This window comes from Streptomyces sp. CCM_MD2014 (genome assembly GCF_000772045.1).
In the GTDB taxonomy this organism is placed as follows: domain Bacteria; phylum Actinomycetota; class Actinomycetes; order Streptomycetales; family Streptomycetaceae; genus Streptomyces; species Streptomyces salinarius.
This window is the reverse complement of sequence record NZ_CP009754.1, coordinates 6395888-6421279: the sequence shown is the minus strand read 5'-3', so window position 1 is coordinate 6421279 and position 25392 is coordinate 6395888. Positions and strand designations below refer to the sequence as shown.

Below are 25392 nucleotides of genomic sequence, written 5' to 3'. Positions count from 1 at the left end.
GATCTTCTGCGTCGATGCTTCTGGTATTGCGCGGGTGCGTGCCGCGACTACTTGATCAGGTAGATCGTGGCGAACAGGCCGATCCAGACCACATCGACGAAGTGCCAGTAGTAGGACACGACGATGGCGGCGGTCGCCTGCTCGTGGGTGAACCTCCGGGCCGCGTAGGTGCGGCCGAGGACCAGCAGGAAGGCGATCAGTCCGCCCGTCACGTGCAGTCCGTGGAAGCCGGTGGTCAGGTAGAACGCCGAGCCGTACGGGTCCGACGAGAGCGAGATGCCCTCGTGCTTGACCAGCTCGGTGTACTCGAACACCTGACCGCCGATGAAGATCGCACCCATCACGAAGGTGACGATGAACCACATCCGGAGCTTCTTCACGTCCCCGCGCTCGGCCGCGAACACGCCGAGCTGGCAGGTGAGGGAGGAGAGCACCAGGATCGTGGTGTTCGTCGCGGAGAACGGGATGTTCAGCGCGTCGGCCTTCTCGGACCAGAAGTCCGGGCCGGTCACCGATCGCAGGGTGAAGTACATCGCGAAGAGGGCCGCGAAGAACATCAGCTCGGAACTCAACCAGATGATGGTTCCGACGCTGGTGAGGTTCGGCCGGTTGACCGACGGGTGCGCGTGCCCGGTTTCTACTGTCGTTGCTGTCGCCACGACCGACATTATGTCGGTCGCTTATCCCGCCCTCACCCCGGGGGGTGCCGTTCGGTGTGTTCCCCCTGCTTGTACGGCCCGGATGGCCCATCGAACGGCCCGTCGAAGCCCTGTCCGAAGCAGTGCTGACGGGGCGTTCGAGGGAGTAGCATCCGCCCCAACGGGCTACGACAGCCTTCACCGGTCTCACCGCGTATCGGAGGAAGCATGCAGGCGACCGCCACCGTGCTGGTCTACAGCGACGACTCCAACACCCGCGAACAGGTGCGGCTCGCGACCGGCCGCCGGCCGGCTCCGGACGTGCCCGTGGTCGAGTTCGTGGAGTGCGCGACCCCGGCCGCCGTGCTCAAGGAGCTGGACAAGGGCGGGATCGACGTCTGCGTCCTGGACGGCGAGGCCGTGCCCATGGGCGGCATGGGCATGTGCCGCCAGATCAAGGACGAGGTCTTCCAGTGCCCGCCGGTGCTGCTGCTCATCGCACGGCCGCAGGACGCGTGGCTGGCGACCTGGAGCCGGGCGGAGGCGGCGGTGACGGCGCCGGTGGAGCCGGTGGAGTTCGCGGGTGCGCTGGCTTCGCTGCTGCGGGAGAAGAGGCTGCAGAGCGCCTGAAAGCTCGGTTCTCGAGGTTGTTCGGCGGCTGCCGGCCGGTGGGGGTTGATCGCGCCCACGCGGCGGAGCCGCATGTCGACACAGCCCCGCGCCCCTTTCGGGGCGCTACACCGCCGTCGGCCGCAGCCTTGCCGTGTCCTGGTTGTTCGACGCGTTGCCGGTGCCCGTCAGGGCGCTGCCGGTGCGCCACTTGGTCCAGTCCATGTTCCAGTCGCCGAAGCCGTTGCCGAAGGGTTCCATCGTTTCGCCGCCGGAGTTGACGACCTCGACGAGGTCGCCCTCCTGGACGGTGTTGAAGAACCACTCCGCCTCGTCGGTGCTCATGCCGACGCAGCCGTGGCTGACGTTGGCGATGCCCTGGGAGCCGACGGACCAGGGGGCGGCGTGCACGTACTCGCCGCTCCAGGTCACGCGGGTGGCCCAGTAGACCGGCAGGTCGTACGACTCCGAGGAGCCCTCGGCGATGCCGACGGTGCTGCTGCGCATGCGTACGAAGGATTCCTTGCCGAGGACGACCTTGACGCCGTTGCGGGTCTCGAAGCCGGGTTTGCCGGTGGTGACCGGGATCTCCCGGATCGCCTCGCCGTCCTGGTAGACGGTCAGCGTGTGCGCGGCGGCGTCGGTGACGGCGACGACGCGGTCGTCCGTGGTGATCTTCAGGGGTTTGGCCTTGCCGCCCCACATCCGGTCGCCGATCTTGATCCCGTCGAGGGTGCTGTGGACCTGGATGGTGGCGTGGGCGGGCCAGTAGTCCTCGGGCCGGTAGTGGAGCTTCTTGTCGTCCACCCAGTACCAGGCGCCCTTCACCGCGGGCGTGGAGTCCACCTTCAGGGCGCGCTCCACTATGGCCCGCTGGGCCGGGTCCTTGACCGGCTGGCTGAGTTCCGCCGTGACGGGCTGGCCGACGCCGTACGCGCCCGCCTTGGGCCCGAAGACGACGTCCAGGGCCTTCTTGGCGCCGGGCTTGCCGGTCTCGAAGGTGAGCACCTTGCGGCCGGGCGCCCCGTCGCCGTCCTCGGTGCTGACGCGCACCGTGTAGCTGGCGTTGGCGGCCAGGGGTGAGGTGCTGTGCCAGCGGGCGCCGTCGGCGGACAGCTCGCCCGCGACGTAGCGTCCGGTCGCGTCCACGGCTGTGACGTCCGTGATGCGGCCGTCCGCGCCCTCGGCGACCACCTCCAGGGGTTTGTCCGGATCGGCCTTCTTCCCGGCGTCCGTGGGGCCGTTGAAGGAGATCTGGCCGGCCGCGTCGTAGGGGGTGGCGGACAGCGGGTGGTCGGCGTCGCCGCTGCAGGCGGTGACGCTCGCGCCGAGGGCGATCACCAGCAGGGTGCAGCCGACGACCGTACGCCCCCGCGCCTGGAAGTGAACCGTGTTGCTCATGAGCTCACGCTAAGGAGAGACGTCAACGGCGGCACGGTGGATAAGCCGGACGAGTGAGCGGCGGTACGACAGACGAAGGGGCCCGGACACCCCTGACGGAGTGTCCGGGCCCCTTCGGGCACGGCGCGTGCTACTGGGTGCGGTTCTCACCGCGGTAGTACTCGAAGACCCAGCCGAACAGACCGATCAGCAGGATCGGTGCCGAGAAGTACATCAGCCACCAGCCGAGGGCGATGCCCATGAAGGCGAAGGCACCGCCGATGGCGAGCGCCAGCGGCTGCCAGCTGTGCGGGCTGAAGAACCCGACCTCGCCGGCGTCGTCCGCGACGTCCGCCTCCGTGTTGTCCTGCGCGCCCACGTCGACCCGCCGCGCCGTGAAGGCGAGGTAGAAGCCGATCATGATGGCCAGGCCGAAGGCCAGGAAGAGGGCCGTGGTACCGGCCGGCTCCTTGGACCAGTAGCCGTAGACGATCGCCACGGCGAGGATGAAGACGCTCAACCAGATGAACATCTTGCCCTGGATCTTCACTTCCCGGCCTCCTTGCCGTCGGCGAGGGCCTTCTCACCGTGACCGACGTTCTCCAGCTGGTCCAGCGCGGAGATCTCGGGGTGGTGCAGGTCGAAAGCGGGGGATTCACTGCGGATGCGCGGCAGCGTGAGGAAGTTGTGCCGCGGCGGCGGGCAGGAGGTCGCCCACTCCAGCGAACGGCCGTAGCCCCAGGGGTCGTCCACCTCGATCTTCTTGCCGTACTTGGCCGTCTTCCAGATGTTGTAGAAGAACGGCAGCAGCGACATGCCGAGCAGGAACGAGCTGATCGTCGAGATCGTGTTCAGGGCGGTGAAGCCGTCTGCGGCCAGGTAGTCGGCGTAGCGGCGGGGCATGCCCTCGGCGCCCAGCCAGTGCTGGACGAGGAAGGTGCCGTGGAAGCCGACGAACAGCGTCCAGAACGTGATCTTGCCGAGGCGCTCGTCGAGCATCTTGCCGGTGAACTTGGGCCACCAGAAGTGGAAGCCGGCGAACATCGCGAACACCACGGTGCCGAACACCACGTAGTGGAAGTGCGCCACCACGAAGTACGAGTCGGACACGTGGAAGTCCAGCGGCGGCGAAGCGAGGATGACACCGGTCAGACCACCGAAGAGGAAGGTGATCAGGAAGCCGGTGGACCACAGCATCGGCGTCTCGAAGCTGAGTGATCCCTTCCACATGGTGCCGATCCAGTTGAAGAACTTCACACCGGTCGGGACCGCGATCAGGAAGGTCATGAAGGAGAAGAACGGCAAGAGCACGCCGCCCGTGACGTACATGTGGTGGGCCCACACCGTCACCGACAGGCCCGCGATCGCGATCGTCGCGCCGATCAGACCCATGTAGCCGAAGATCGGCTTGCGGGAGAAGACCGGGATGATCTCACTGACGATGCCGAAGAACGGCAGCGCGATGATGTACACCTCTGGATGCCCGAAGAACCAGAACAGGTGCTGCCACAGCAACGCGCCGCCGTTGGACGAGTCGAAGATGTGGGCACCGAACTTGCGGTCGGCCTCCAGCGCGAACAGGGCCGCGGCCAGCACCGGGAAGGCCAGCAGGACCAGCACACCGGTCAGCAGGACGTTCCAGGTGAAGATCGGCATGCGGAACATGGTCATGCCCGGCGCGCGCATGCAGATGATCGTGGTGATGAAGTTGACCGAGCCGAGGATGGTGCCGAAGCCGGAGAAGGCCAGACCCATGATCCACAGGTCACCCCCGATGCCCGGCGAGTGCACCGCGTCCGACAGCGGCGAGTAGGCGAACCAGCCGAAGTCGGCCGCGCCCTGCGGGGTCAGGAACCCGCCCACCGCGATGAGCGAGCCGAACAGGTACAGCCAGTAGGCGAACATGTTCAGCCGGGGGAAGGCGACGTCCGGCGCGCCGATCTGCAGCGGCATGATCCAGTTCGCGAAGCCCGCGAACAGCGGCGTCGCGAACATCAGCAGCATGATCGTGCCGTGCATCGTGAACGCCTGGTTGAACTGCTCGTTCGACATGATCTGCAGACCGGGCCGGGCCAGCTCTGCACGCATGAACAGCGCCATCACGCCGCCGATCACGAAGAACGCGAACGACGTCACCAGATACAACGTGCCGATCGTCTTGTGGTCGGTGGTCGTCAACCACTTCACCACGACGTTGCCGGGCTGCTTGCGCCGTACCGGCAGCTCGTTCTCGTACGAGTCCTCCGCTGCCGAGGCACCCTGGGGTTCGTTGAGGATGCTCACAGGTTGTTCGTCTCCCGGTTCTTCTCGTGGCTCGTCTGAGCGATGCCCGCGGGAACGTAACCGGTCTGCCCCTTCTTCGCGAGGTCCTGGAGGTGCTGCTCGTAGCGCTCCGGGGAGACGACCTTGACGTTGAACAGCATCCGGGAGTGGTCCACGCCGCACAGCTCGGCGCACTTGCCCAGGAAGGTCCCCTCCTTGTTGGGGGTCACCTCGAAGGCGTTGGTGTGGCCCGGAATCACGTCCTGCTTCATGAGGAACGGCACCACCCAGAAGGAGTGGATGACGTCACGCGAGGTCAGGACGAAGCGGACCGTCTTGCCCTTGGGGAGCCAGAGGGTCGGGCCCGGGTTGTTGGTCTGCGGGTTCCGCGTGCCGGGGGTACCGCAGTCGTAGACACCGCCGGCGTTGGCCGGGAAGTCCTCGACGAACCGGTCCGGGATGCCGGCCAGTTCCTTGGAGGTCTTGGCGTCGCCGGTGGAGCCCGGGACGTCCTCGATGTGGTTGAAGCACCAGCTCCACTGGAAGCCGACCACGTTGACCGTGAGGTCGGGCTTCTTGTTGAGGCTCATGAGATCGGACTCGTCACGAGCGGTGAAGTAGAACAACACCGAGACGATGACGAGCGGAACCATGGTGTACAGCGCCTCGATGGGCAGGTTGTACCTGGTCTGCGGAGGGACCTCGACCTTGGTGCGGCTGCGCCGGTGGAAGAAGACACTCCACAGGATCAGGCCCCACACCAGCACGCCGGTGGCCAGCGCGGCAGCCCAGGAGCCCTGCCACAGGGAGAGGATCCGCGGAGCCTCTTCCGTGGTTGGGGTGGGCATGCCGAGGCGGGGGAAGTCCTCGTATGTGCAACCGGTGGCGGTCGCCAGGACCAGGCCCGCGGTCAGTGCCTGCAGCAGCTTCCGCCGCATCGGGCGCCGCGGCGAGCGGTCGGAGCCGTTGGGACTCACGTAGCGCCTTCCCGAGAGTCTCGCCCGCGCGGTTGGCTGCGGCCTGCCTTCTCGCTGGTCGGTCGCCGCCCTGCGTCGGGCAGGGGTTTGATGTTTATGCGGACCAAACCCTAGCCGACGCCCTCCGGGGGGTCGCGGGGAGGGTGGCATACGCGCCGGGGGTCACTCCTTAAGGGTGGGATGGGGGCGCCTACGGGGACGGGAGCGGGGGTTGTTCGGCGGCTGACGGTGCGTCGCGGCTTGTCGCGCCCGCGCGGCGGAGCCGCACGTGTCACAGCCCCGCGCCCCTTTGGGGCGCTCCCGCACCGGACGTTCTAGCGTTGCTGTGTGGCCTACTTCGATGCTGCTTCCGCTGCTCCCCTCCATCCCGTTGCCCGGCAGGCGCTGTTGGCGTCTCTCGACGAGGGGTGGGCCGATCCCGCTCGGCTGTACCGGGAAGGGCGTCGGGCGCGGTTGCTGCTGGACGCCGCCCGGGAGGCGGCGGCCGAGTGCGTGGGGTGCCGGGCGGACGAGTTGGTGTTCACCCCTTCGGGGACGCGGGCGGTGCATTCAGGGGTGGCGGGTGCGCTGGCCGGGCGGCGGCGCGTCGGAAGGCACCTGATCGTGTCAGCGGTCGAACACTCCTCCGTATTGCACGCGGCCGAGGCGCACGAGGCCGGCGGCGGGAGTCTCACGCAGGTGGGTGTGGACCGCACGGGCGCGGTGGATCCCGCGGCGTACGCGGCGGCCCTGCGCGAGGACACGGCGCTGGCCTGTCTCCAGTCGGCCAACCACGAGGTGGGCACGGAACAGCCGGTGACGGAGGTGGCGGGGGCCTGCCAGGCGGCAGGCGTGCCGCTGCTGGTGGACGCGGCCCAGTCGCTGGGCTGGGGGCGGGTCGGGGGCGACTGGTCGTTGCTCACCGGCAGCGCGCACAAGTGGGGCGGGCCCTCGGGGGTGGGGCTGCTCGCCGTACGCAAGGGTGTCCGGTTCGCACCGCAAGGGCCCGGGGACGAGCGGGAGTCGGGGCGGGCGCCCGGTTTCGAGAACCTGCCGGCGATCGTGGCCGCGGCGGCGTCGCTGCGGGCGGTGCGGGCCGAGGCGGCGGCGGAGGCGGCCCGGCTGCGGGAGCTGACGGAGCGGATCCGGGCCCGGGTGCCGGCCCTGGTGCCGGACGTGGAGGTGGTCGGCGATCCGGCGCGCCGGCTGCCCGGCGTCGTCACCTTCTCGTGTCTCTATGTCGATGGAGAGACCTTGCTGCACGAGCTGGACCGTGCCGGTTTCTCGGTCTCGTCCGGATCGTCCTGCACGAGCAGCACGCTGACGCCGAGCCACGTCCTGAAGGCGATGGGGGTACTCAGCGAGGGCAACGTCCGGGTGTCGTTGCCGCCGGGGGCCTCGGCCGAGGACGTCGAACGGTTCCTGGAGGTGCTGCCGGGCACGGTGGCCGCGGTGCGCGAGAAGCTGGGGGCGCCGGCCGCGACGGAGACCGTCCGTGCGGCCGGCCCCGACCTCGTCGTGGACGCGCTGGGCCGGCGCTGCCCCGTTCCGGTGATCGAACTGGCCAAGGTCATCGGCGACGTCCCCGTCGGCGGCACCGTCCGCGTCCTCTCCGACGACGAGGCGGCCCGCCTGGACATCCCGGCGTGGTGCGAGATGCGGGGCCAGGAGTACGCGGGCGAGGAGGAGGCCGAGAGAGGAACGGCCTACCTGGTCCGCCGGATCAGGTAGGCCACCCGGAGGCGCGGGGCTGTGTCGATGTGCGGCTCCGCCGCGTGGGCGCGACCAGCCCCCACGCACCCGCACGCGACAACGCGCCCGCCGCAGGGCAGTCGAGCAGGCGCAACCTCGGTTTCAGCCCAGGTGCGCCTGGACCTCCCCCGCCGCCTCGTCCCCGTACGCCTTCGTGAACCGCTCCATGAAGTGCCCGCGCCGCAACTGGTACTCCTGCGTCCCCACCGTCTCGATGACGAGCGTCGCCAGCATGCAGCCGACCTGCGCCGCCCGCTCCAGGGAGACGCCCCAGGCCAGCCCCGACAGGAACCCCGCCCGGAAGGCGTCGCCGACACCGGTGGGGTCGGCCTTGCGCTCCTCGTCGGGGACGCCGACCTCGATGGTCTCCTCGCCCGCCCGCTCGATGCGCACGCCCCGCGCGCCGAGGGTGGTGACGCGGTGGCCGACGCGCCCGAGGATCTCCTCGTCCGTCCAGCCGGTCTTGGTCTCGATGAGCCCCTTCTCGTACTCGTTGGAGAAGAGGTAGGTCGCCCCGTCCAGCAGTATCCGGATCTCGTCGCCGTTCATCCGGGCGATCTGCTGGGAGAAGTCCGCGGCGAAGGGGATCGACCGGGTGCGGCACTCCTCGGTGTGCCGGAGCATCGCCTCCGGGTCGTCGGCGCCGATGGAGACCAGGTCCAGGCCGCCCACGCGGTCGGCGACGGTCTTGAGCTCGATGAGGCGGGCCTCGCTCATCGCCCCCGTGTAGAAGGAGCCGATCTGGTTGTGGTCGGCGTCGGTGGTGCAGACGAAGCGGGCGGTGTGCAGGGTCTCGGAGATGCGGACCGAGCCGGTGTCGACGCCGTGCCGGTCCAGCCAGGCCCGGTACTCGTCGAAGTCCGCGCCGGCCGCGCCGACCAGGATCGGCCGGGTGCCGAGCTGGCCCATGCCGAAGGCGATGTTCGCGGCGACGCCGCCCCGGCGTACGTCCAGCTGGTCGACCAGGAAGGAGAGCGAGACCGTGTGCAACTGGTCCGCCACGAGCTGGTCGGAGAAGCGGCCGGGGAAGGTCATGAGGTGGTCGGTGGCGATGGAGCCGGTGACTGCGATGCGCACGGCGTGGACTCTCTCCTGAGGGGAGGCGGGTTGACGGTTCACGCTACCCGGCGGCGCGGCCAGGCTGAAGCAGGCGAAACTACCCGGTAGTACGACTTTCTCCGCGGGACGGGACGTGCCTACGGTTCTGTCATGACGAACCTGAGGACCGCCGACCCCGCCCCGGCCGACCTGGACGGCGACCTGGCGTCGCTGCGCGGTGACTGCGCCCGGATGACTCCGCGCTGGTCGGCGCCTGCCGACGCCTCCGTCCGGCCGGTGCCGCTCGCCCTCATCCACGGCGTGCGGGTGCCGCCGGCGTCGGCCCGGCTGCTGAAGGCGATGTCGGACTACGGCGACTGAGCGCCGGGGGGCGGCTCCGGCGCGTTCCGGGTGGCACTAGGCCGGTCGGGCGGCACGAGGCCAGTCGGGCGCGGCACGGGGCCGTGCGGGTGGCACGGCGGCCGTTCGAGTGACTCTGCGGGGGCCGTCCGGGCGACGTGTGCCGTCACCGGGAACCGGATCCCGGTCCACCGCGTCCCATCGCTGTCCCCAGCAGCAGCCGAAGGAGCGATGCGGTGAACACCGAGCGACCCGACAACGACGACGCCGCCGCCGACGAGGAGGCGGGCACCGGGCGTCCCGCGCGGCGGCGACCCCGGTCGGTCGCGGTCGCGTCGGTCGCCGCCGCCGTGCTGATCATGGGGGGCGGCGGCGCCTACCTGGCCACGTCCGCCGCCGGGGACGACACGGACGGCGGTACGTCGTCCGGCGCGGACCCGGCTCCGGGCGACGGCACTCCCCCGCCGCTCCCCCTCGACGACTACGACGCGGCGTCCCCCGAGGGCGGCTCGAACGGCATCGCGCCCGGCGAACCCGACCCGTACGGCGTCACCTACCGCGCCGACGGGCCGCTCCCCGAGGGCCCCGGTTCGGCGCCCGTGTACCGGGCGAAGGGCGACGTCACCGAGACCGAGGTGGCACGGCTGGCCGAGGCGCTGGGGCTGGAGGGCGCGCCCCGGGTCCAGGGCGGTGCGTGGAAGGTCGGCAACGCGAAGGACGGTTCGGGCCCGCTGCTCACGGTGGACCGGCAGGCGCCGGGCACCTGGGCCTTCCACCGGTACACGCCCCGCACGGACAACTGCAAGAAGGGCGCCGAGTGCAAGGCCCCGTCGGCCGACGGGAACCCGGTGGGCGAGGCTGCCGCGAAGAAGGCGGCGGCACCGGTGCTGAAGGCGCTGGGCCAGGACGACGCCAAGCTGGACGCGAGCCAGGTGATGGGCGCCCGGCGGGCCGTGAACGCGGCACCGGAGGTGGGCGGGCTGCCCACGTACGGCTGGACGACCGGGGTGGTCGTCGGCGCGCTGGGCGAGGTGGTCGGCGGCAGCGGTCAGATGAAGGCACCGGTCAAGGGGGACACGTATCCCGTCCTGGACGCCGAGGAGACACTGGCGCTGCTGAACGCGCCGGGTGCCGGCACCGGGGCCGGGGGCATCGGCGGCTGTGCGACTCCCGTACCGCATCAGGACGGGGCGGACCTGCCCTGCGCGCTGCCGACCGGCACGCCGGAGAAGCCCGGGGCGGGCGGGAAGCAGGTCGCCACCGTCGAGGACGCGGTGTTCGGGCTGGCCGCGCATCCGGTGCGGGGGCGGCAGACGCTGGTGCCGTCCTGGCTGTTCGAGGTGCGGGCACCGGGCGCGGACGACGCCGTCACGGTCACGTACCCGGCGGTCGACCCGCGGTACCTGACGACGGCCTCCCCGGCCTCGCCCGCCTCCCCCGTCCCGTCCGACGGGCCGGACTCGAAGCCCGGGGAGCCCCGGGACGTGCGGGTGAGCGGCTACACGGCCGCCGACGGCGAACTGACCGTGCACTTCACCGGCGGGGTGTGCTCCGACTACGACGCGAAGGCGAAGGAGAGCGACGGGAAGGTGACCGTCACGGTGACCGAGACCCCGCATCCGGACAAGGTCTGCATCCTGATCGCGAAGGAGTACGAGCGGACGGTGCGGCTCGACGAGCCGCTCGGTGACCGGACGGTGGTGGGCTCGGACGGCAAGGACGTCCCGGTGCACAAGCCGGGCGCGCGACTGCCCGCTCCGTCCGGGGGCCGGTGACGCCCACACGGAGCACGGGCGTGACGGAAGGGCGGCGGCCCGGGACGAATCCCGGGCCGCCGCCCTTCTCGCACTTCGGCGCCGCGCGAATCGGCCGTCGGCCGTCGGCTGTCAGCTGAAGGAGTCGCCGCAGGCGCAGGAGCCGGTCGCGTTCGGGTTGTCGATCGTGAAGCCCTGCTTCTCGATCGTGTCCACGAAGTCGATGGTGGCGCCGCCGAGGTAGGGGGCGCTCATGCGGTCGGTGGTGACCTTGACGCCGCCGAAGTCCTTCACCACGTCACCGTCGAGCGAACGCTCGTCGAAGAAGAGCTGGTAACGCAGGCCGGAGCAGCCGCCGGGCTGGACGGCGACGCGCAGCGCCAGGTCGTCACGGCCTTCCTGGTCGAGCAGGGCCTTGACCTTGGCCGCGGCGGCGTCGGTCAGGATGATGCCGTCGGTGACGGTGGTGGTCTCGTCCGATACGGACATCTACATCTCTCCCGGGTTGTACGGAGACTGCTTGCCGACGGTGTCAACCGACGGAGCCGCGGATTCATTCCGGGCACGGCCGAGTCTTTGCCTCGGCGTCCCCTTCATGCTCGCACACGCCCCCGCCGACGGTCAGCGGCTGTGGACGGCGGCTGCCAACGGCGCGGGGACGGCGGCTCGGACGCCCGGGATTCACGTCACACCGACACTATGGGCATCGTCAAAGTGACGTGAACCGGTTATGATAGATAACGTCAAATCGACGAAAAGGGTCGACCGAAACGTAGAAAGGGTGCGTGTCGTGACCACCGCCCAACCCCAGGAGCTCGACGTTCAGCCGACGCCCCTCGCCCTCCTGCTGCTCGGCCGCGAGGCCGACCCGAGGAGCGAGCGCGGTGTGGAGTGCCCCGGCGACCTGCCCTCGCCCTCCGACCCGGACCTGGTCGCGCGGGCCCGTGCGGCCAAGGAGAAGCTCGGCGACAAGGTCTTCGTGCTCGGTCACCACTACCAGCGCGACGAGGTCATCCAGTTCGCCGACGTCACGGGCGACTCCTTCAAGCTGGCCCGGGACGCGGCGGCGCGTCCGGAGGCGGAGTACATCGTCTTCTGCGGTGTGCACTTCATGGCGGAGTCGGCCGACATCCTGACCTCGGACGACCAGAAGGTGGTCCTGCCCGACCTGGCGGCCGGCTGTTCCATGGCGGACATGGCCACCGCCGAGCAGGTCGCCGAGTGCTGGGACGTGCTGACCGAGGCCGGGATCGCCGAGCAGGTCGTGCCGGTGTCGTACATGAACTCGTCGGCGGACATCAAGGCGTTCACCGGCAAGCACGGCGGCACCATCTGCACCTCCTCCAACGCCGAGCGGGCCCTGAACTGGGCCTTCGAGCAGGGCGAGAAGGTTCTCTTCCTGCCCGACCAGCACCTCGGCCGCAACACCGCGGTGCGGGACCTGGGCATGTCCCTGGAGGACTGCGTCGTCTACAACCCGCACCGGCCGAACGGCGGGCTGACGGCCGAGGAGCTGCGCGCCGCGAAGATGATCCTGTGGCGGGGCCACTGCTCGGTGCACGGCCGCTTCAGCCTCGACTCGGTCAACGACGTGCGCGAGCGCATTCCGGGTGTGAACGTCCTGGTGCACCCCGAGTGCAAGCACGAGGTCGTCGCGGCGGCGGACTACGTCGGCTCGACCGAGTACATCATCAAGGCCCTGGAGGCGGCCCCGGCCGGTTCCAAGTGGGCCATCGGCACCGAGCTGAACCTGGTCCGCCGGCTGGCGAACCGTTTCGCCGCCGAGGACAAGGAGATCGTCTTCCTCGACAAGACGGTCTGCTTCTGCTCGACCATGAACCGCATCGACCTCCCGCACCTGGTCTGGGCGCTGGAGTCGCTGGCCGAGGGCACTCTGGTCAACCGGATCGAGGTCGACAAGGAGACGGAGGCCTTCGCGAAGCTGGCCCTGGAACGGATGCTGGCGCTGCCGTAACCGTGCCCTGCGCGTGTACGCCCCGCCCGGCCCGCCACCGCGGTGCCGGGCGGGGCGCCCCGTCAGGCGGCAGGCCGACGGCCGCGCGCCCTGCCGTGCAACGTCAGGTAGAAGGTGCGCAACGACTCCTGGGCGCTGCCCGCCGCGAAGCAGTTGCGGACCTTGCCCAGGGGGTTCCACACCCGCCCGTCCGGCATCCGCACGCCGACCGACTGCCCGAAGTACGCCTGCTGGTCCGCATCGAAGTCGATCCACGTCGCGCCCGCCCGACGTACGAGCACCTCGCCCACGTACGCTCCCAGATCGAGCAGCACCTCACCGCCCCGCGCCTCTTCCGCACCGCTCCTGCGCAGTCCGTCGAGCAGGAAGTCGGCGACCCGGAGACTGGCCACGGAGTAGTCGAGCGGAAGCCTGCCGCGCTTGCCGACGCGCCGGACGAAGGCCGCTGCCCTCATCCGCATCTCCTGAGCACTTGGCGTGCGTTCACCCACGTCGGCCATGGGTTCAACCCCCTCCACTCGATGCCGTGGCGGAGGCCCTCCCCTCCTCCACACCACCAAGCGAATGCGGCTCCGCGGCCGTCACGGCTTCAGGGTGTGCGTAATCCCATACGACTTCTCCCAGCTCCCACTACAACCTTTTCCAAGGTGAAGCGTCCAAGCGTCCACCACCGGTGGTGAACGGCGAACGGCCCGTCCCAGGGTGCTTCCCGGGACGGGCCGTTCGGTTGCCGGGTGCTCCCGCGGCTCGGCGGGAGCACCCATGGGGCCCTCTGCGGCTCGCTAGACCTGAGCCGGCTCCGGCTCGTCCGACGCTGCCGCCTGCGGCGGCACCCCGCCGCCGCCCTTCTTCGCGGCCCGCTTCTTCGCGCGGCGCTCCTTGCGGAGCTCCAGCATCGCGTAGAGGGTCGGGACCAGGAGGAGGGTCAGCAGGGTCGAGGTGATCAGGCCGCCGATGACGACCACGGCCAGCGGCTGGGCGATGAAGCCGCCCTCGCCGGTGACGCCCAGCGCCATCGGCAGGAGGGCGAAGATCGTCGCCAGGGCCGTCATGAGGATGGGGCGCAGGCGGTGACGGCCGCCCTCGACGACGGCCTCGACGACGCCGTAGCCCTGCTTGCGGTACTGGTTGATCAGGTCGATCAGCACGATGGCGTTGGTGACCACGATGCCGATCAGCATCAGCATGCCGATCATCGCGGGGACGCCCATCGGGGTGCCCGTGGCGACCAGCAGGCCGATCGCGCCGGTCGCCGCGAACGGGATGGACACCAGCAGGATCAGCGGCTGGGCCAGCGACCGGAAGGTGCCGACCAGCAGCATGAAGACGATGGCGATCGCCGCGAGCATGGCGAGGCCCAGGTTGACGAAGGCCTCGTCCTGGTCGGCCGTGACGCCGCCGATCTCGGCGGTGGCGCCGGCCGGCAGGTCCAGGCCGTTGATCTCGGACTGGAGGTCCGCGCTGACCGCGCCGGTGTTGTCGCCGGTCGGCTTGGCCGTGATGGTGGCCGCGCGCTGACCGTCGATGCGGGTCATCGAGACCGGGCCGTCCACCAGCCGCACGGTGGCGATGTCACCGAGCTTCACCGCGCCGAGGTTCAGCGCCTTCAGCTCGGCCGTCGTGGTGGCCGGCTGGGCCGACTTGATGACGACGTCGCGCTCGGTGTCGTCCAGGGTCGCCTTGGCCGCCGGGGTGCCGCGCACCGCCTGGGCGACGGCCGCGCCGAGGGTCTGGTCGGTGAAGCCGGCCTCGGCGGCCTTCGCGTTGGCCTTGACCGAGATGCGCGGGACGCTCTGCGCCAGGTCGCTGGTGACGTCGGTGACGTCGTCGAGGCCGGCGACGGTCTTGCGGACCTGCTCGGAGGCCTCGCGGAGCACCTGCGCGTCGGCCGCCTTGACGACGACGCTCAGGTCCTGGCTGCCGAAGCCGTCACCGGCGGCGATGGTGGTCGTGCCGATGCCGTCGCCGAGCTTCGCCAGTCCTTCCTCGATGTGGTCCTGGACGTCCTCGTAGGACGCCGAGTCCTCCAGCATGACCTGGTACGAGGCCTGGTTGGTGTCCGTGCCGCCGCCGAAGGCGGCCATGAAGCCGGACGAGCCGATGGTGACCTGGTAGTCCTTGACGCCCTCCGTCTCGCCGAGCAGCTTCTCGACCTTCTCGGCCTGCTCGTCGGTCGCGCCGAGGCTGGTGCCGGGCTTCAGCTCCTGCTTGACGCTGAGGACCTTCTGCTCGCCCTGGTCGAAGAAGTTGGTCTTCAGCAGCGGCGCCATGCCGAACGTGCCGAGCAGTACGACGACCGCGATGGCCACGCTGATCAGCCGGCGGCGGGTGGCGAAGCGCAGGACGGGGACGTAGAAGCGCTGCAGGCGGCTCTTGGCCTCCTTCTCCTCGGCCAGCCTGCGGGCCTCGGCCGCGTCCTCCGGCGTGCCCTTGGGGGGCCGCAGGAACCAGTACGAGAGGACCGGGACGACCGTCAGGGACACCAGCAGGGACGCGAGCAGCGCCGCGGTGACGGTGAGGCTGAAGGAACCGAACAGCTCGCCGACCATGCCGCCGACCAGACCGATCGGCAGGAACACGGCGACCGTGGTGAGCGTGGACGAGGTGACCGCCCCGGCGACCTCGCGGACGGCGCTCAGGATGGCGTCCTTGCGCTCCTCGCCGTAGCCGAGGTGCCGCTTGATGTTCTCCAGGACCACGATCGAGTCGTCGACGACGCGGCCGATGGCGATGGTCAGCGCGCCCAGCGTCAGCATGTTGAGCGACAGGTCGCGCGTCCACAGGACGATCAGCGCCAGCACCACGGACAGCGGGATGGAGACCGCGGTGACCAGGGTGGAGCGGATCGACGCCAGGAAGACCAGGATGACCAGCACGGCGAAGAGGAGGCCGAGCCCGCCCTCGGTGGTCAGGCCGGAGATCGCCTTGGAGACCGCCGGGCCCTGGTCGCTGACGACGGTGAGGGTCGCGCCGGAGCCGAGCTGCTCGCGCAGGTCGGGGAGCTTGTCCTCGACGGCGTTCGAGATGGAGACCGCGCTGCCGTCGTGGTCCATCGTCACGGCGACCGCGAGGGACGGCTTGCCGTTGGTGCGGGTGAGGGAGTCGGCCTTGGCCTCCTCCTCCTTGACGGTGGCGACGTCGCCGAGGCGGACCGGCTCGTCGACGCCCTCGCCGGTGACCATGAGGTCCCGGATCTGCTCGACCGAGGTGAAGCCGCCGCCGACCTGGACGGTGCGGTTGGCGCCCGCCTCGTCGAAGGAGCCGGCGGGGACGGTCGCGCCGCCCGCCTGGAGGGACTGGGCGAGCACCTGCGGGCTCACCTTGGCCGCGGCCAGCTTCGCCGGGTCCGGCGTGACCGTGACCTGGACGTCGCGGACGCCGTCCACCACGACCTGGGCGACACCGTCGATGTCCTTCAGCTCGGAGACGACCGTCTTGTCGAGCTGGTCGGCCAGCGCCTGCTGATCCTTGTCCGAGGTGACGGCGAGGACGACGGTCGGGATGTCGTCGGTCGAGCCGGAGATGACCTGCGGGTCCACGTCGTCCGGGAGCTGGGCGCGGGCCCGGTTCACGGCCTGCTGGACGTCGGCGACGAGCTGCTGGGTGTTGGGGCCGTAGTCGAAGGACGCCATGATGACGGCGTTGCCCTCACTGGCCGTGGAGGTGACGCCCGAGATCCCGTCGACGGCCTCGAGGCTGTCCTCGATCGGCTCGACGACCTGCTTCTCGACCACGTCCGGCGAGGCACCCTGGTACGGGGCCAGCACCGACACCATGGGCAGTTCGATGGTGGGCAGCAGCTGCTGCTTGAGCTGGGGGATGGCGATCGCGCCGAAGACGAGCGCGACGATCGACATCAGCCCTATCAGGGCCCGTTGCGCGAGGCTGAATCTCGACAGCCAGGACATGGATCAGGGTCTCTCTTCTGTGGCCGAGCGGGGGACGGGGCACATGGCAGCGCCGGGCGCGGGCGACACACGTGAGCGCCCACCCCAACACCCTGAGCCATGCGGGGCCCCGCATCCCTAGGCCCCAGGTCCATTTCCTTATCCCGCGCCTACTCCCTCCGCAGTACACGCGGGCGGCACTCACTCCACCCTTGGACGTACCAGCCCGGATTCGTACGCGATGACGACCAGTTGGGCGCGGTCGCGGGCGCCCAGCTTGGCCATGGCCCGGTTCACGTGGGTCTTCACGGTGAGCGGGCTGACCTCGAGACGCTCGGCGATCTCGTCGTTGGAGTGCCCGCCGGCCACCTGGACCAGCACCTCTCGCTCGCGCACGGTCAGCGACTCGAGGCGCTCGGCGCGGGCCGGGTCGCGTTCCTCGTCGTCCGTGCCCTGCTGGGCGAGGAAGCGGGCGATCAGCCCCTTGGTGGCGGCCGGCGACAGCAGCGCCTCGCCGCCGGCCGCGACGCGGATCGCGCTGAGCAGCTCGTCGGGCTCCGAGCCCTTGCCGAGAAACCCGGAGGCGCCGGCCCGCAGCGACTGCACCACGTAGTCGTCGACCTCGAAGGTGGTCAGTATGACCACGCGGACATGGGCGAGGGCCGGGTCGGCGCTGATCATGCGGGTGGCGGCGAGGCCGTCGGTGCCCGGCATCCGGATGTCCATCAGCACCACGTCGGCCCGCCGTTCGGCGGCCAGCCGGGCCGCCTCCGCGCCGTCGGACGCCTCCCCCACCACCTCCATGTCGGGCTCGGAGTCGACCAGCACCCGGAAGGCGCTGCGCAGCAGCGCCTGGTCGTCGGCGAGCAGGACACGGATCGTCATACGGGGTCCCCCGTGGCTTCGGTGGCTTGGGTGGCTTAGGTGGCGGCATCGGTGCGGCTCTTGACCGGAAGGATCGCATGCACACGGAAACCGCCTCCGTAGCGGGGACCGGTGGTGAGGGTGCCGCGCACGGCGGTGACGCGCTCGCGCATGCCGAGCAGCCCGTGCCCGCCGCCCTCCACGGGGGTGTCCGGGGCCTCGCCCTCGCCCGCTCCGTCGTCGAGCACGGTCACCTCGATGTTCGGGCCGACCCGGACGACGCTGACCTCGGCCTTCGCCTGCCGCCCCGCGTGCTTCTGCACGTTGGTCAGCGCCTCCTGGATGATCCGGTACGCGGCCAGGTCGACGGCGGCGGGCAGCTCGGTGCCCTGGTCGGTGCGGGCCACCTCGACCCGCAGCCCGGCGTGGTGGAAGGTGCCGACGAGTTCGTCGAGGCGGGCCAGGCCCGGGGCGGGCTCGGTCGGTGCCTCCGGGTCTCCGGACTGGCGGAGCAGGCCGACGGTGGCGCGCAGCTCGTCCAGCGCGGAGCGGCTGGCCTCCCGTACGTGGGCGAGCGCCTCCTTGGCCTGGTCGGGCCGCCGGTCCATGACGTGCGAGGCGACCCCGGCCTGCACGTTGACCAGGGCGATGTGGTGGGCGACGACGTCGTGGAGGTCGCGGGCGATGCGCAGCCGCTCCTCGGCGACGCGGCGGCGCGCCTCCTCCTCCCGGGTGCGCTCGGCCTTCTCCGCCCGGTCGCGGATGGCCTGCACGAAGGCCCGGCGACTGCGGACGGCGTCCCCGGCGGTGGCGCCGATGCCCGTCCAGGCGAAGACGGCGAGGTTCTCCTGCGCGTACCAGGGCAGAGGACCGGCCAGCATGGCGGCGCCGGTGAGCACCGTCATCGTGAGCAGGCCGACCCGCCAGGTGGTGGGCCGGTCGGTGGAGGCGGCGACGGTGTAGAGGGCGACCACGGCGGACATGACGACGGGGGCGCGCGGGTCGCCGGTGACGCTCTCGACGACGGAGACGCAGCCGGTGACGGCGAGCACCGCCATCGGCGCCCGGCGGCGGAAGGCGAGCGCGGCGGCGCCGACGGTCATGAGGGCGAGACTGAGCGCGTCGGGGGTGCGCAGGCCCCAGCTGACGCCTTCCGGGCCGTGCGGGTCCACGAAGGAGCCGGCGACCATGCAGACCAGGACGGCCGCGGCGAGGGTGGCGTCCAGGGCGGAGGGGTGGGCGCCGATGGTGCAGCGGGCGCGGGCGAGGGTGCTCACGGTTTTTTACGGTAGCTGGAGTGGGCGTGTCTCATGAGGGGCCCGCATGCAGTGGGCGTCCTGCCGGGGGCTGCGCCCCCCGGACCCCCGCTTCGGCCCTGGACGGGCCTCGTCCTCGAACGCCGGACGGGCTGGATGTTCCGACCGGCGTCAGCGAGGCACCGTCCGGCCTCAGGCCCCGCCCGGAATGAGCCCGTCGTCGCTCAGGAGCTCCCGGACCTCCTCCAAGGTGGCGTCCGGGGACGGGAGGATGAGGTCGGAGGGCTCCAGGGCGTCGTCGGGGAGCGGGTCGCCCAGTTCGCGGACCTTGGCCAGGAGGGCCTGGAGGGTCGCGCGGAAGCCGGGGCCGTCGCCGTTCTCCATCTCGGCGAGGAGTTCGTCGTCCAGCTCGTTCAGCTGGGTGAGCCGGCCGTCGGCCAGCTTCAGCTGTCCCTCCCCCATGATCCGTACGATCATGTCGGCCCTCCTAGGCGTGCACTACTGCTTGTCGAAGCGCGGGGTGTCCTGCGGCTGCTGCTGGGACTGCGACGAGGTCTGCCCCTGACCCTGGCCGCCCTCGATGGCCTGGCGGTCGGAGGTGGAGCCCCCGGCCAGCTCGGCCTTCATGCGCTGCAGTTCCAGCTCTACATCCGTACCACCGGAGAGCCGGTCCAGCTCGGCCTGGATGTCGTCCTTGTGCATGCCGGACTGGTCGTCGAGGGCGCCGGAGGCGAGCAGCTCGTCGATGGCACCGGCCCGGGCCTGGAGCTGGGCGGTCTTGTCCTCGGCCCGCTGGATGGCCAGGCCGACGTCGCCCATCTCCTCGGAGATGCCGGAGAACGCCTCGCCGATGCGGGTCTGCGCCTGGGCCGCCGTGTAGGTGGCCTTGATGGTCTCCTTCTTCGTACGGAAGGCGTCCACCTTGGCCTGGAGGCGTTGGGCCGCGAGGGTGAGCTTCTCCTCCTCGCCCTGCAGCGTGGCGTGCTGCGTCTCCAGGTCGGTGACCTGCTGCTGGAGCGCGGCGCGGCGGGAGAGCGCCTCGCGGGCCAGGTCCTCGCGGCCCAGCGCGAGCGCCTTGCGGCCCTGGTCCTCCAGCTTGCCCGACTGGGACTGGAGCTGGTTGAGCTGCAGCTCCAGGCGCTTGCGGCTGGTGGCCACGTCGGCGACGCCGCGGCGCACCTTCTGCAGCAGCTCCAGCTGTTTCTGGTACGAGTAATCGAGGGTCTCGCGCGGGTCCTCGGCCCGGTCAAGGGCCTTGTTGGCCTTCGCGCGGAAGATCATCCCCATACGCTTCATGACACCGCTCATGGGCTTCGCGCGCCCCCTTCTGACCGACTCCAGCTCCAGCGACTGCAACAGAACCCACAGTACGGGCCCTGCATCCATTACCGCACTGTTCGGGGACGGATGCGCTCATCCCCAAGGACGACTGCGTACGTTCCCCGTCCGGCGCAGGGAGTAGGTGCTTCCCAGGGTTGTCCGGAAAGTCCGGGTGTCCGGGGCCGTACGCACCATCCGCTCCGTACTTCCGCTCTGTCCCCTTACAGACGTCCGGCGTTGCCGGATCGTTCCCCACCGGGCTGGGGTCCACACCCCGGCACCCCGTACCCTTGGGTTTTGTGTTCCGTAGCCGTGCCAAGGATGAGAAGGCCCAGAGCGCCGTCAGTGCGCCGGTGACCGACTCCAAGCAGCCCCGTGACCCGCAGGCCCCCAAGGGAAGGCCCACGCCCAAGCGCAGTGCGGCCCAGTCCCAGCGCCGCAGCGTCGCCAACACGCCGATGACGCGCAAGGACGCCGCCAAGCGGCAGCGCGAGGAGCGGCGGACCGCGATGGCGCGGCAGCGCGAGGCGCTGGCCAAGGGCGACGAGCGGTACCTCCCGGCCCGTGACAAGGGCCCGGTCCGCAGGTTCGCGCGCGACTTCATCGACTCGCGGTTCAACATCGCGGAGTACTTCCTGCCGATGGCCGTGATCATCCTCGTGCTGAGCATGATCCGGGTGGCCTCGCTGCAGAACATCGCGCTGCTGCTCTGGCTGGTCGTGATCGTGCTGATCGTGCTGGACTCGATCGTCACCGGCTTCCGGCTCAAGAAGCGGCTCGCCGAGCGCTTCCCGGACGAGCGCAGGCGCGGCGCGGTCGCCTACGCCCTGATGCGTTCCCTCCAGATGCGTCGGCTCCGGCTGCCCAAGCCGCAGGTCAAGCGCGGGGAGCGGCCCTGAGCACGACGCCGTTCGCCGGGGGCGCGGCCGAAGCCTGGACAGCGGGGCTGTCCGGGCTTCGAGGCGTCGTACGGCAGGAGCTGGTGGCCCGGCAGCTGGACGAGCAGATAGCCGGGCGCTTCGCCGTGGGCAGGCGGCTGCGCGTGCTCGACGTCGGGATGGGCCGGGGCGCCCAGGCGCTGCGGCTGGCCCGGGCCGGGCACCAGGTGACCGGCGTGGAGCGGGACGCGACGATGATCGCGGCCGCGCGGGAGGCGCTGGCGGGGCAGCCGGAGGGCATCCGGGAGCGGATGCGGATCGTGGAGGGCGACGGCCGGGACACCGGTGTGCACTTCCTGCCCGGCAGCTTCGACGTGGTGCTGTGCCACGGCGTGCTCATGTACGTCGAGGAGCCCGATCCGCTGCTCGCGGGCCTGGCCCGGATGCTGGCGCCCGGCGGCCTGCTGTCACTGGTGGTGCGCAACGGCGACGCGCTCGCGCTGCGCCCCGGCCTGCACGGCGACTGGGCGGGGGCGCTGGCCGCCTTCGACACCGTCAGCTACCGCGACCGCCTGGGCCTCGACGTCCGCGCGGACCGGCTGGCGACGCTGACGGCGAAGCTCGCGGGCATCGGCGCCCCGCTGCACACCTGGTACGGCGTACGGGTCTTCACGGACACGGCACCCGACACGGCCACGCCGCCCGACGACCTCGAGGCCCTGCTGGCCGCCGAGGAGCGGGCCGGCCGGACCGACCCGTACCGCTCGGTCGCGGCGCTGCTCCACCTGTGCGGGGTGCGGGGCTAGGGCCACCGCCCGGGCTTCGCCCGTTCGGGTGTTCACCGGGGGCCGGGTGCCCGGGGCGCGGTGAGACTCGGGCCATGGACACTTCCCGCGCCCGTCTGTCCCGGCTGCTCGCTCCGATCGCCGTCCTGGCCTGCTCCGTGCTGCTGTTGGGCGGCTGTTCCGACGCCGGTTCGGGGACCGGGCGGGGCTCGGGGAACGCACGGGAGGGCGACACGGCACAGGCGGCGGCGCAGCGCGCGGCCGGCGATCTGCAGGCCGACTACGAACGGGTGATCAAGGACGTACTGCCGTCGGTGGTGCAGATCCAGGCGGGCGACTCGCTGGGTTCCGGGATCGTGTACGACGACAAGGGGCACGTCGTGACCAACGCGCACGTCGTCGGGGACGGCAAGTCCTTCCGGGTGACGACGGCCCGCAACGAGGGCGCCCTGGGTGCGAAGCTCGTCTCCTCCTACCCGGAGCAGGACCTGGCCGTGATCAAGCTGGACCGGGTGCCCGACGGCATGAAGGCGGCCCGTTTCGGGGACTCCTCGAAGGTCGAGGTCGGGCAGATCGTGCTGGCGATGGGTTCGCCGCTCGGCCTGTCCTCCAGCGTGACGCAGGGCATCGTGTCGGCGACGGGGCGGACGGTCACCGAGGGCAGCAGCGGGGGCGGCACGGGTGCGACCATCGGCAACATGGTGCAGACGTCGGCGGCCATCAATCCCGGCAACAGCGGGGGCGCCCTGGTGAACCTGGACGGGCAGGTGATCGGCATCCCGACGCTGGCGGCGACCGACCCGGGTCTCGGCGACAGCGCGGCACCCGGCATCGGGTTCGCGATCCCGGCGTCGATGGTGACGACGGTGGCCGGTCAGATCGTCAAGGACGGCAAGGTCACCGACTCGGGCCGGGCCGCGCTGGGCATCACCGCCCGGACGGTCGTCGACGACGGCTACCGGCCGGCCGGTGTGGCCGTCGTCGAGGTGAGCGACGGCGGGGCCGCCGACGAGGCGGGGCTGCGGCCCGGGGACGTCATCGTGAAGCTCGGGAACACCGGCATCACCACCATCACCTCGCTGTCCGAGGCGCTGGCGTCGATGCGGCCGGGCGACCGGACGAAGGTGACGTACACCCGGGACGGCGACGAACACACCGCCGAGGTGACGCTGGGCGAGCAGTGACGGGGGCAACCCGCCCCCGCCCGCCCAGGAGCCCCGGACCCCGGCCCTCAGGCCTCGGACCCCGCCTCGGCCTCCGCCTCCTCGGCGTGCAGGCTCATCGGGCCGTAGATCTCCGTGGAGTCCTCGAAGAGCCGCACCTGGTCGGCGCCGCCCTCCTGGAGGTCCTTCCAGTGCTCCCCGATCCAGGACTCGGCGTCCCCTTGGGTGGTGAACTCCTCCGGCTCCACCGCGGGCTGGACCTCCGTCCCGCCGGCCGTTTCGAACCGCCACGTCCATGCCGCCATGTACGCCTCCCAGATGTGAGCACATGCAGAGCGGAAGCCGGATCATGGTCCGGCCCCCGCCCGCAGCCTATGCGCTGACGCGGGCGCACCGTAGAAGGCGTCGCACGTCCCTCGGGGGACTCGGGCGCGCACGTCGCCGGGCGACCGGGGAAAATCGGTGCGTGGACGTGACTCTGCTCGGCACCGGTGCCCCCGCGGGACTGCCCCGCCCCGACTGTCCCTGCGCGGCCTGTGCCGCGGCGCAGGGCGAGGACGCGCGTGCGGCGACCGCGCTGCTGGTGGACGGTGCGCTGCTGCTCGACCTGACGCCGGGCGCCGCGTTCGCCGCGGCCCGGGCGGGGCGCTCCCTGGCCGGCGTACGGCAGGTGCTGCTCTCCCACCCGCACGACGGTCCCGCCGTGGAGGTGCCGGCCGGGCTGCCGCAGCCGGGCCGGGTGCCGGACGGGCGGGAGCTGGCGCTGCTGACCGGGCACCGGGTGCGGGCGGTGGCGCTGGACGCGCCGGGTACCGGGTACGCGGTGACGGGACCGGACGGCGGGCGGCTCCTGTACGTGCCGCCCGGCGGCGCCCCGGCGGGTCTCGAGGCGCCGTCCGAGCCGTACGACCTGGTCCTCGCGGACGTCGTGGGGCGGCCGGACGCGCTGGCGAGACTGCGGGCGGTGGGTGCGGCGGGCCCGACGACGGACGTCGTCGCCGTCCACCTGGACCACGACGTGCCGCCGGGCCGGGAGCTGAGACGACGGCTCGCGGCGGCCGGCGCGCGGGCGGTGCCGGACGGCACGACGCTGGCGGTGGGCTCGTACGAGGACGTGCCCGACGTACCGCGGCGCACCCTCGTGCTGGGCGGCGCCCGGTCGGGCAAGTCGGTGGAGGCGGAACGCCGGCTGGAGTCCTTTCCCGACGTCCTCTACGTCGCCACCGGCGGCTCCCGGAACGGCGACACCGAATGGGCGGCCCGGGTGAGCGCGCACCGGGAACGCCGCCCCGGTTCGTGGCGGACCGCCGAGACGTGCGACCTGGTCCCCCTCCTGAAGGACGAGGGCCCGCCCCTCCTCGTCGACTGCCTGTCCCTGTGGCTGACGGACGCGATGGACGCGGTCGGCGCGTGGGACGACGCGGAGTGGGCCGACGGCGGTGAACGGGCGCTCCGGGACCGGGTCCGGGAGCTGACGGAGGCGGTCCGCGCCACCCGTCGCACGCTGGTGGCGGTGTCGAACGAGGTCGGCTCGGGCATCGTCCCGGCCACCGCCTCCGGCCGCCGCTACCGCGACGAACTCGGCCGTCTGAACGCGGCGTTCGCCGCCGAGTGCGAGCAGGTGCTGCTCGTGGTGGCGGGCCAGGCGCTGGTGCTACGCGGCTGAGGCCGGGGCGTCCTTGCGCGCGATGACGCGGTGGGCACGGGCGCCGGTGAGGACGGTGCAGCCCTGGGCCACGAGTTCGGCGTTCAGCCCGACGGCGTGGACGGGGAACAGCCGGCGCGGGTCGGCCACGTCGACGAGCAGGTGCCCGCCGGGCCGCAGCACCCGCAGCGCGCCCCGCAGTTCGGCGCGCGGGTCGGCGACGCGCTCCAGGTACTGGAAGAGGCTGACGACGTCGTAGCGCTCCCGCAGCCGGACCGCGATGTGATGATCGGTCAGCCGCCCGACGAACGCCTCCTCCACCCGCTCCACCGCGCGGGCCCGCAGCACGCGATGGGTGGGATCGAGGCCGTCGAACGAGGTGTACGGGAAGTGCGCACGGGCGGTCAGCGGGAAGTCGGCGTCCCCGGTGCCGACGTCCAGCCAGCTCTCGGGCTCGGGGCAGTGGCGGGCCATCGCACGCGCGGCCAGGCCGTGCCGCACCCGCACACCGGCCCGGACCAGGGGGTGTTCGGTGCCGTGCGCGAGCGGCGGGTTCCGGAAGACGTGCCGGCAGTCGGCACACCGCTCGATCGGCGACCGGTGGGGTGCGCCCTGCCGCGGCCCCTCGCCGCGCAGCCGGGCCCGCAGCCGCCGCGAACCGCACCAGGGGCAGTCCTGGCGGTACGGCCCGTACGGAGGAACGGGAGGCACCGAGGGGGCGGAGGGTCCGGACACGGGCGGCTCCCGACACGAGACGAGCGCGTACGAGGGGACGTACACGAGGGACCTACGACAATCCAGGCAAAACGTTACGTAGGTGATCGCGCTCCGGGGCGCAACGACGCAGCCCGGGTCTGCCGCCCACGGGCC

At 71.3% G+C, this 25392-nt stretch carries 24 protein-coding genes; 9 read left to right on the top strand and 15 right to left on the bottom strand.

What is annotated here, in order from left to right; translation table 11 throughout:
* Positions 1 to 47 precede the first annotated feature (47 nt).
* A complete protein-coding gene (locus NI25_RS28530; RefSeq protein WP_003976664.1) occupies positions 48 to 668 on the bottom strand; it encodes a cytochrome c oxidase subunit 3 in 621 nt (206 codons plus the stop codon).
* Positions 669 to 866: 198 nt separating this feature from the next.
* On the opposite strand from NI25_RS28530, the gene NI25_RS28525 reads away from it, so the two are divergent.
* A complete protein-coding gene (locus NI25_RS28525; protein WP_061445194.1) occupies positions 867 to 1268 on the top strand; it encodes a hypothetical protein in 402 nt (133 codons plus the stop codon).
* A 105-nt stretch (positions 1269 to 1373) separates the two neighbouring features.
* Here NI25_RS28525 and NI25_RS28520 read toward each other — a convergent pair whose 3' ends face one another.
* The 4 genes from NI25_RS28520 to coxB form a co-directional block, all read right to left on the bottom strand.
* Positions 1374 to 2648 (bottom strand): L,D-transpeptidase, encoded by a 1275-nt coding sequence (locus NI25_RS28520; protein WP_061445193.1) that lies wholly within the window; start codon positions 2646 to 2648, stop codon positions 1374 to 1376.
* Positions 2649 to 2778: 130 nt separating this feature from the next.
* Positions 2779 to 3177: a cytochrome c oxidase subunit 4 gene (locus NI25_RS28515; protein ID WP_061445192.1), complete on the bottom strand. Its 399-nt coding sequence runs from the start codon at positions 3175 to 3177 to the stop codon at positions 2779 to 2781.
* Positions 3174 to 4910: a cytochrome c oxidase subunit I gene (gene ctaD / locus NI25_RS28510; protein ID WP_061445191.1), complete on the bottom strand. Its 1737-nt coding sequence runs from the start codon at positions 4908 to 4910 to the stop codon at positions 3174 to 3176. The genes NI25_RS28515 and ctaD overlap by 4 nt, the downstream gene beginning before the upstream one ends.
* Entirely contained in the window at positions 4907 to 5866 is a 960-nt protein-coding gene (gene coxB / locus NI25_RS28505; protein ID WP_061445190.1) for a cytochrome c oxidase subunit II, read from the bottom strand. The genes ctaD and coxB overlap by 4 nt, the downstream gene beginning before the upstream one ends.
* Before the next feature lie 327 nt (positions 5867 to 6193).
* Between coxB and NI25_RS28500 the strand changes: the two genes are divergently transcribed.
* Positions 6194 to 7576, top strand: a complete 1383-nt coding sequence (locus NI25_RS28500; protein WP_061445189.1) for a cysteine desulfurase/sulfurtransferase TusA family protein — start codon at positions 6194 to 6196, stop codon at positions 7574 to 7576.
* 123 nt (positions 7577 to 7699) lie between these two features.
* On the opposite strand, the gene NI25_RS28495 is transcribed toward NI25_RS28500, so the two are convergent.
* On the bottom strand, positions 7700 to 8674 hold the full coding sequence (locus NI25_RS28495) for a carbohydrate kinase family protein (RefSeq protein WP_061445188.1): 975 nt from the start codon (positions 8672 to 8674) through the stop codon (positions 7700 to 7702).
* Positions 8675 to 8806: 132 nt separating this feature from the next.
* On the opposite strand from NI25_RS28495, the gene NI25_RS28490 reads away from it, so the two are divergent.
* Both NI25_RS28490 and NI25_RS28485 read left to right on the top strand, forming a co-directional pair.
* The gene (locus NI25_RS28490; RefSeq protein ID WP_061445187.1) at positions 8807 to 9016 is read left to right on the top strand and encodes a hypothetical protein; all 210 of its coding nucleotides are present in this window, start codon (positions 8807 to 8809) and stop codon (positions 9014 to 9016) included.
* Between the two features lie 215 nt (positions 9017 to 9231).
* Positions 9232 to 10770 (top strand): hypothetical protein, encoded by a 1539-nt coding sequence (locus NI25_RS28485; protein ID WP_061445186.1) that lies wholly within the window; start codon positions 9232 to 9234, stop codon positions 10768 to 10770.
* A 111-nt stretch (positions 10771 to 10881) separates the two neighbouring features.
* On the opposite strand, the gene NI25_RS28480 is transcribed toward NI25_RS28485, so the two are convergent.
* Positions 10882 to 11238: an iron-sulfur cluster assembly accessory protein gene (locus tag NI25_RS28480; protein WP_030405042.1), complete on the bottom strand. Its 357-nt coding sequence runs from the start codon at positions 11236 to 11238 to the stop codon at positions 10882 to 10884.
* 301 nt (positions 11239 to 11539) lie between these two features.
* Between NI25_RS28480 and nadA the strand changes: the two genes are divergently transcribed.
* Positions 11540 to 12724, top strand: coding sequence for a quinolinate synthase NadA (nadA, locus tag NI25_RS28475; RefSeq protein WP_061447136.1), 1185 nt, complete (start codon positions 11540 to 11542; stop codon positions 12722 to 12724).
* 62 nt (positions 12725 to 12786) lie between these two features.
* Here the strand turns inward: nadA and NI25_RS28470 are convergent, their stop codons facing one another.
* From NI25_RS28470 to NI25_RS28445, 6 genes are all read right to left on the bottom strand, one after another.
* Positions 12787 to 13185, bottom strand: coding sequence for a hypothetical protein (locus tag NI25_RS28470; RefSeq protein WP_233520860.1), 399 nt, complete (start codon positions 13183 to 13185; stop codon positions 12787 to 12789).
* A gap of 321 nt (positions 13186 to 13506) precedes the next feature.
* Complete coding sequence (locus NI25_RS28465; RefSeq protein ID WP_061445185.1) at positions 13507 to 16632, bottom strand: efflux RND transporter permease subunit; 3126 nt, start codon at positions 16630 to 16632, stop codon at positions 13507 to 13509.
* Between the two features lie 180 nt (positions 16633 to 16812).
* On the bottom strand, positions 16813 to 17496 hold the full coding sequence (locus tag NI25_RS28460; protein WP_061445184.1) for a response regulator: 684 nt from the start codon (positions 17494 to 17496) through the stop codon (positions 16813 to 16815).
* Positions 17497 to 17531: 35 nt separating this feature from the next.
* Positions 17532 to 18752 carry a sensor histidine kinase gene (locus tag NI25_RS28455; protein WP_061445183.1) on the bottom strand — a complete coding sequence of 407 codons (1221 nt, stop codon included), beginning with the start codon at positions 18750 to 18752 and terminating at the stop codon, positions 17532 to 17534.
* Between the two features lie 171 nt (positions 18753 to 18923).
* Positions 18924 to 19208: a PspA-associated protein PspAA gene (gene pspAA / locus NI25_RS28450; protein ID WP_061445182.1), complete on the bottom strand. Its 285-nt coding sequence runs from the start codon at positions 19206 to 19208 to the stop codon at positions 18924 to 18926.
* A gap of 21 nt (positions 19209 to 19229) precedes the next feature.
* A complete protein-coding gene (locus NI25_RS28445; protein WP_267484629.1) occupies positions 19230 to 20027 on the bottom strand; it encodes a PspA/IM30 family protein in 798 nt (265 codons plus the stop codon).
* A gap of 284 nt (positions 20028 to 20311) precedes the next feature.
* On the opposite strand from NI25_RS28445, the gene NI25_RS28440 reads away from it, so the two are divergent.
* From NI25_RS28440 to NI25_RS28430, 3 genes are all read left to right on the top strand, one after another.
* Entirely contained in the window at positions 20312 to 20950 is a 639-nt protein-coding gene (locus tag NI25_RS28440) for a DUF3043 domain-containing protein (protein WP_061447134.1), read from the top strand.
* Positions 20951 to 21033: 83 nt separating this feature from the next.
* On the top strand, positions 21034 to 21735 hold the full coding sequence (locus tag NI25_RS28435) for a class I SAM-dependent methyltransferase (protein ID WP_061445180.1): 702 nt from the start codon (positions 21034 to 21036) through the stop codon (positions 21733 to 21735).
* A 74-nt stretch (positions 21736 to 21809) separates the two neighbouring features.
* On the top strand, positions 21810 to 22898 hold the full coding sequence (locus NI25_RS28430) for a S1C family serine protease (protein WP_061445179.1): 1089 nt from the start codon (positions 21810 to 21812) through the stop codon (positions 22896 to 22898).
* A 47-nt stretch (positions 22899 to 22945) separates the two neighbouring features.
* Here the strand turns inward: NI25_RS28430 and NI25_RS28425 are convergent, their stop codons facing one another.
* A complete protein-coding gene (locus NI25_RS28425) occupies positions 22946 to 23182 on the bottom strand; it encodes a hypothetical protein (RefSeq protein ID WP_061445178.1) in 237 nt (78 codons plus the stop codon).
* 161 nt (positions 23183 to 23343) lie between these two features.
* Between NI25_RS28425 and NI25_RS28420 the strand changes: the two genes are divergently transcribed.
* Entirely contained in the window at positions 23344 to 24543 is a 1200-nt protein-coding gene (locus tag NI25_RS28420; RefSeq protein WP_061445177.1) for a bifunctional adenosylcobinamide kinase/adenosylcobinamide-phosphate guanylyltransferase, read from the top strand.
* Here the strand turns inward: NI25_RS28420 and NI25_RS28415 are convergent.
* Positions 24532 to 25257, bottom strand: coding sequence for a class I SAM-dependent methyltransferase (locus tag NI25_RS28415; RefSeq protein WP_061445176.1), 726 nt, complete (start codon positions 25255 to 25257; stop codon positions 24532 to 24534). The genes NI25_RS28420 and NI25_RS28415 overlap by 12 nt on opposite strands.
* Positions 25258 to 25392: the final 135 nt, after the last annotated feature.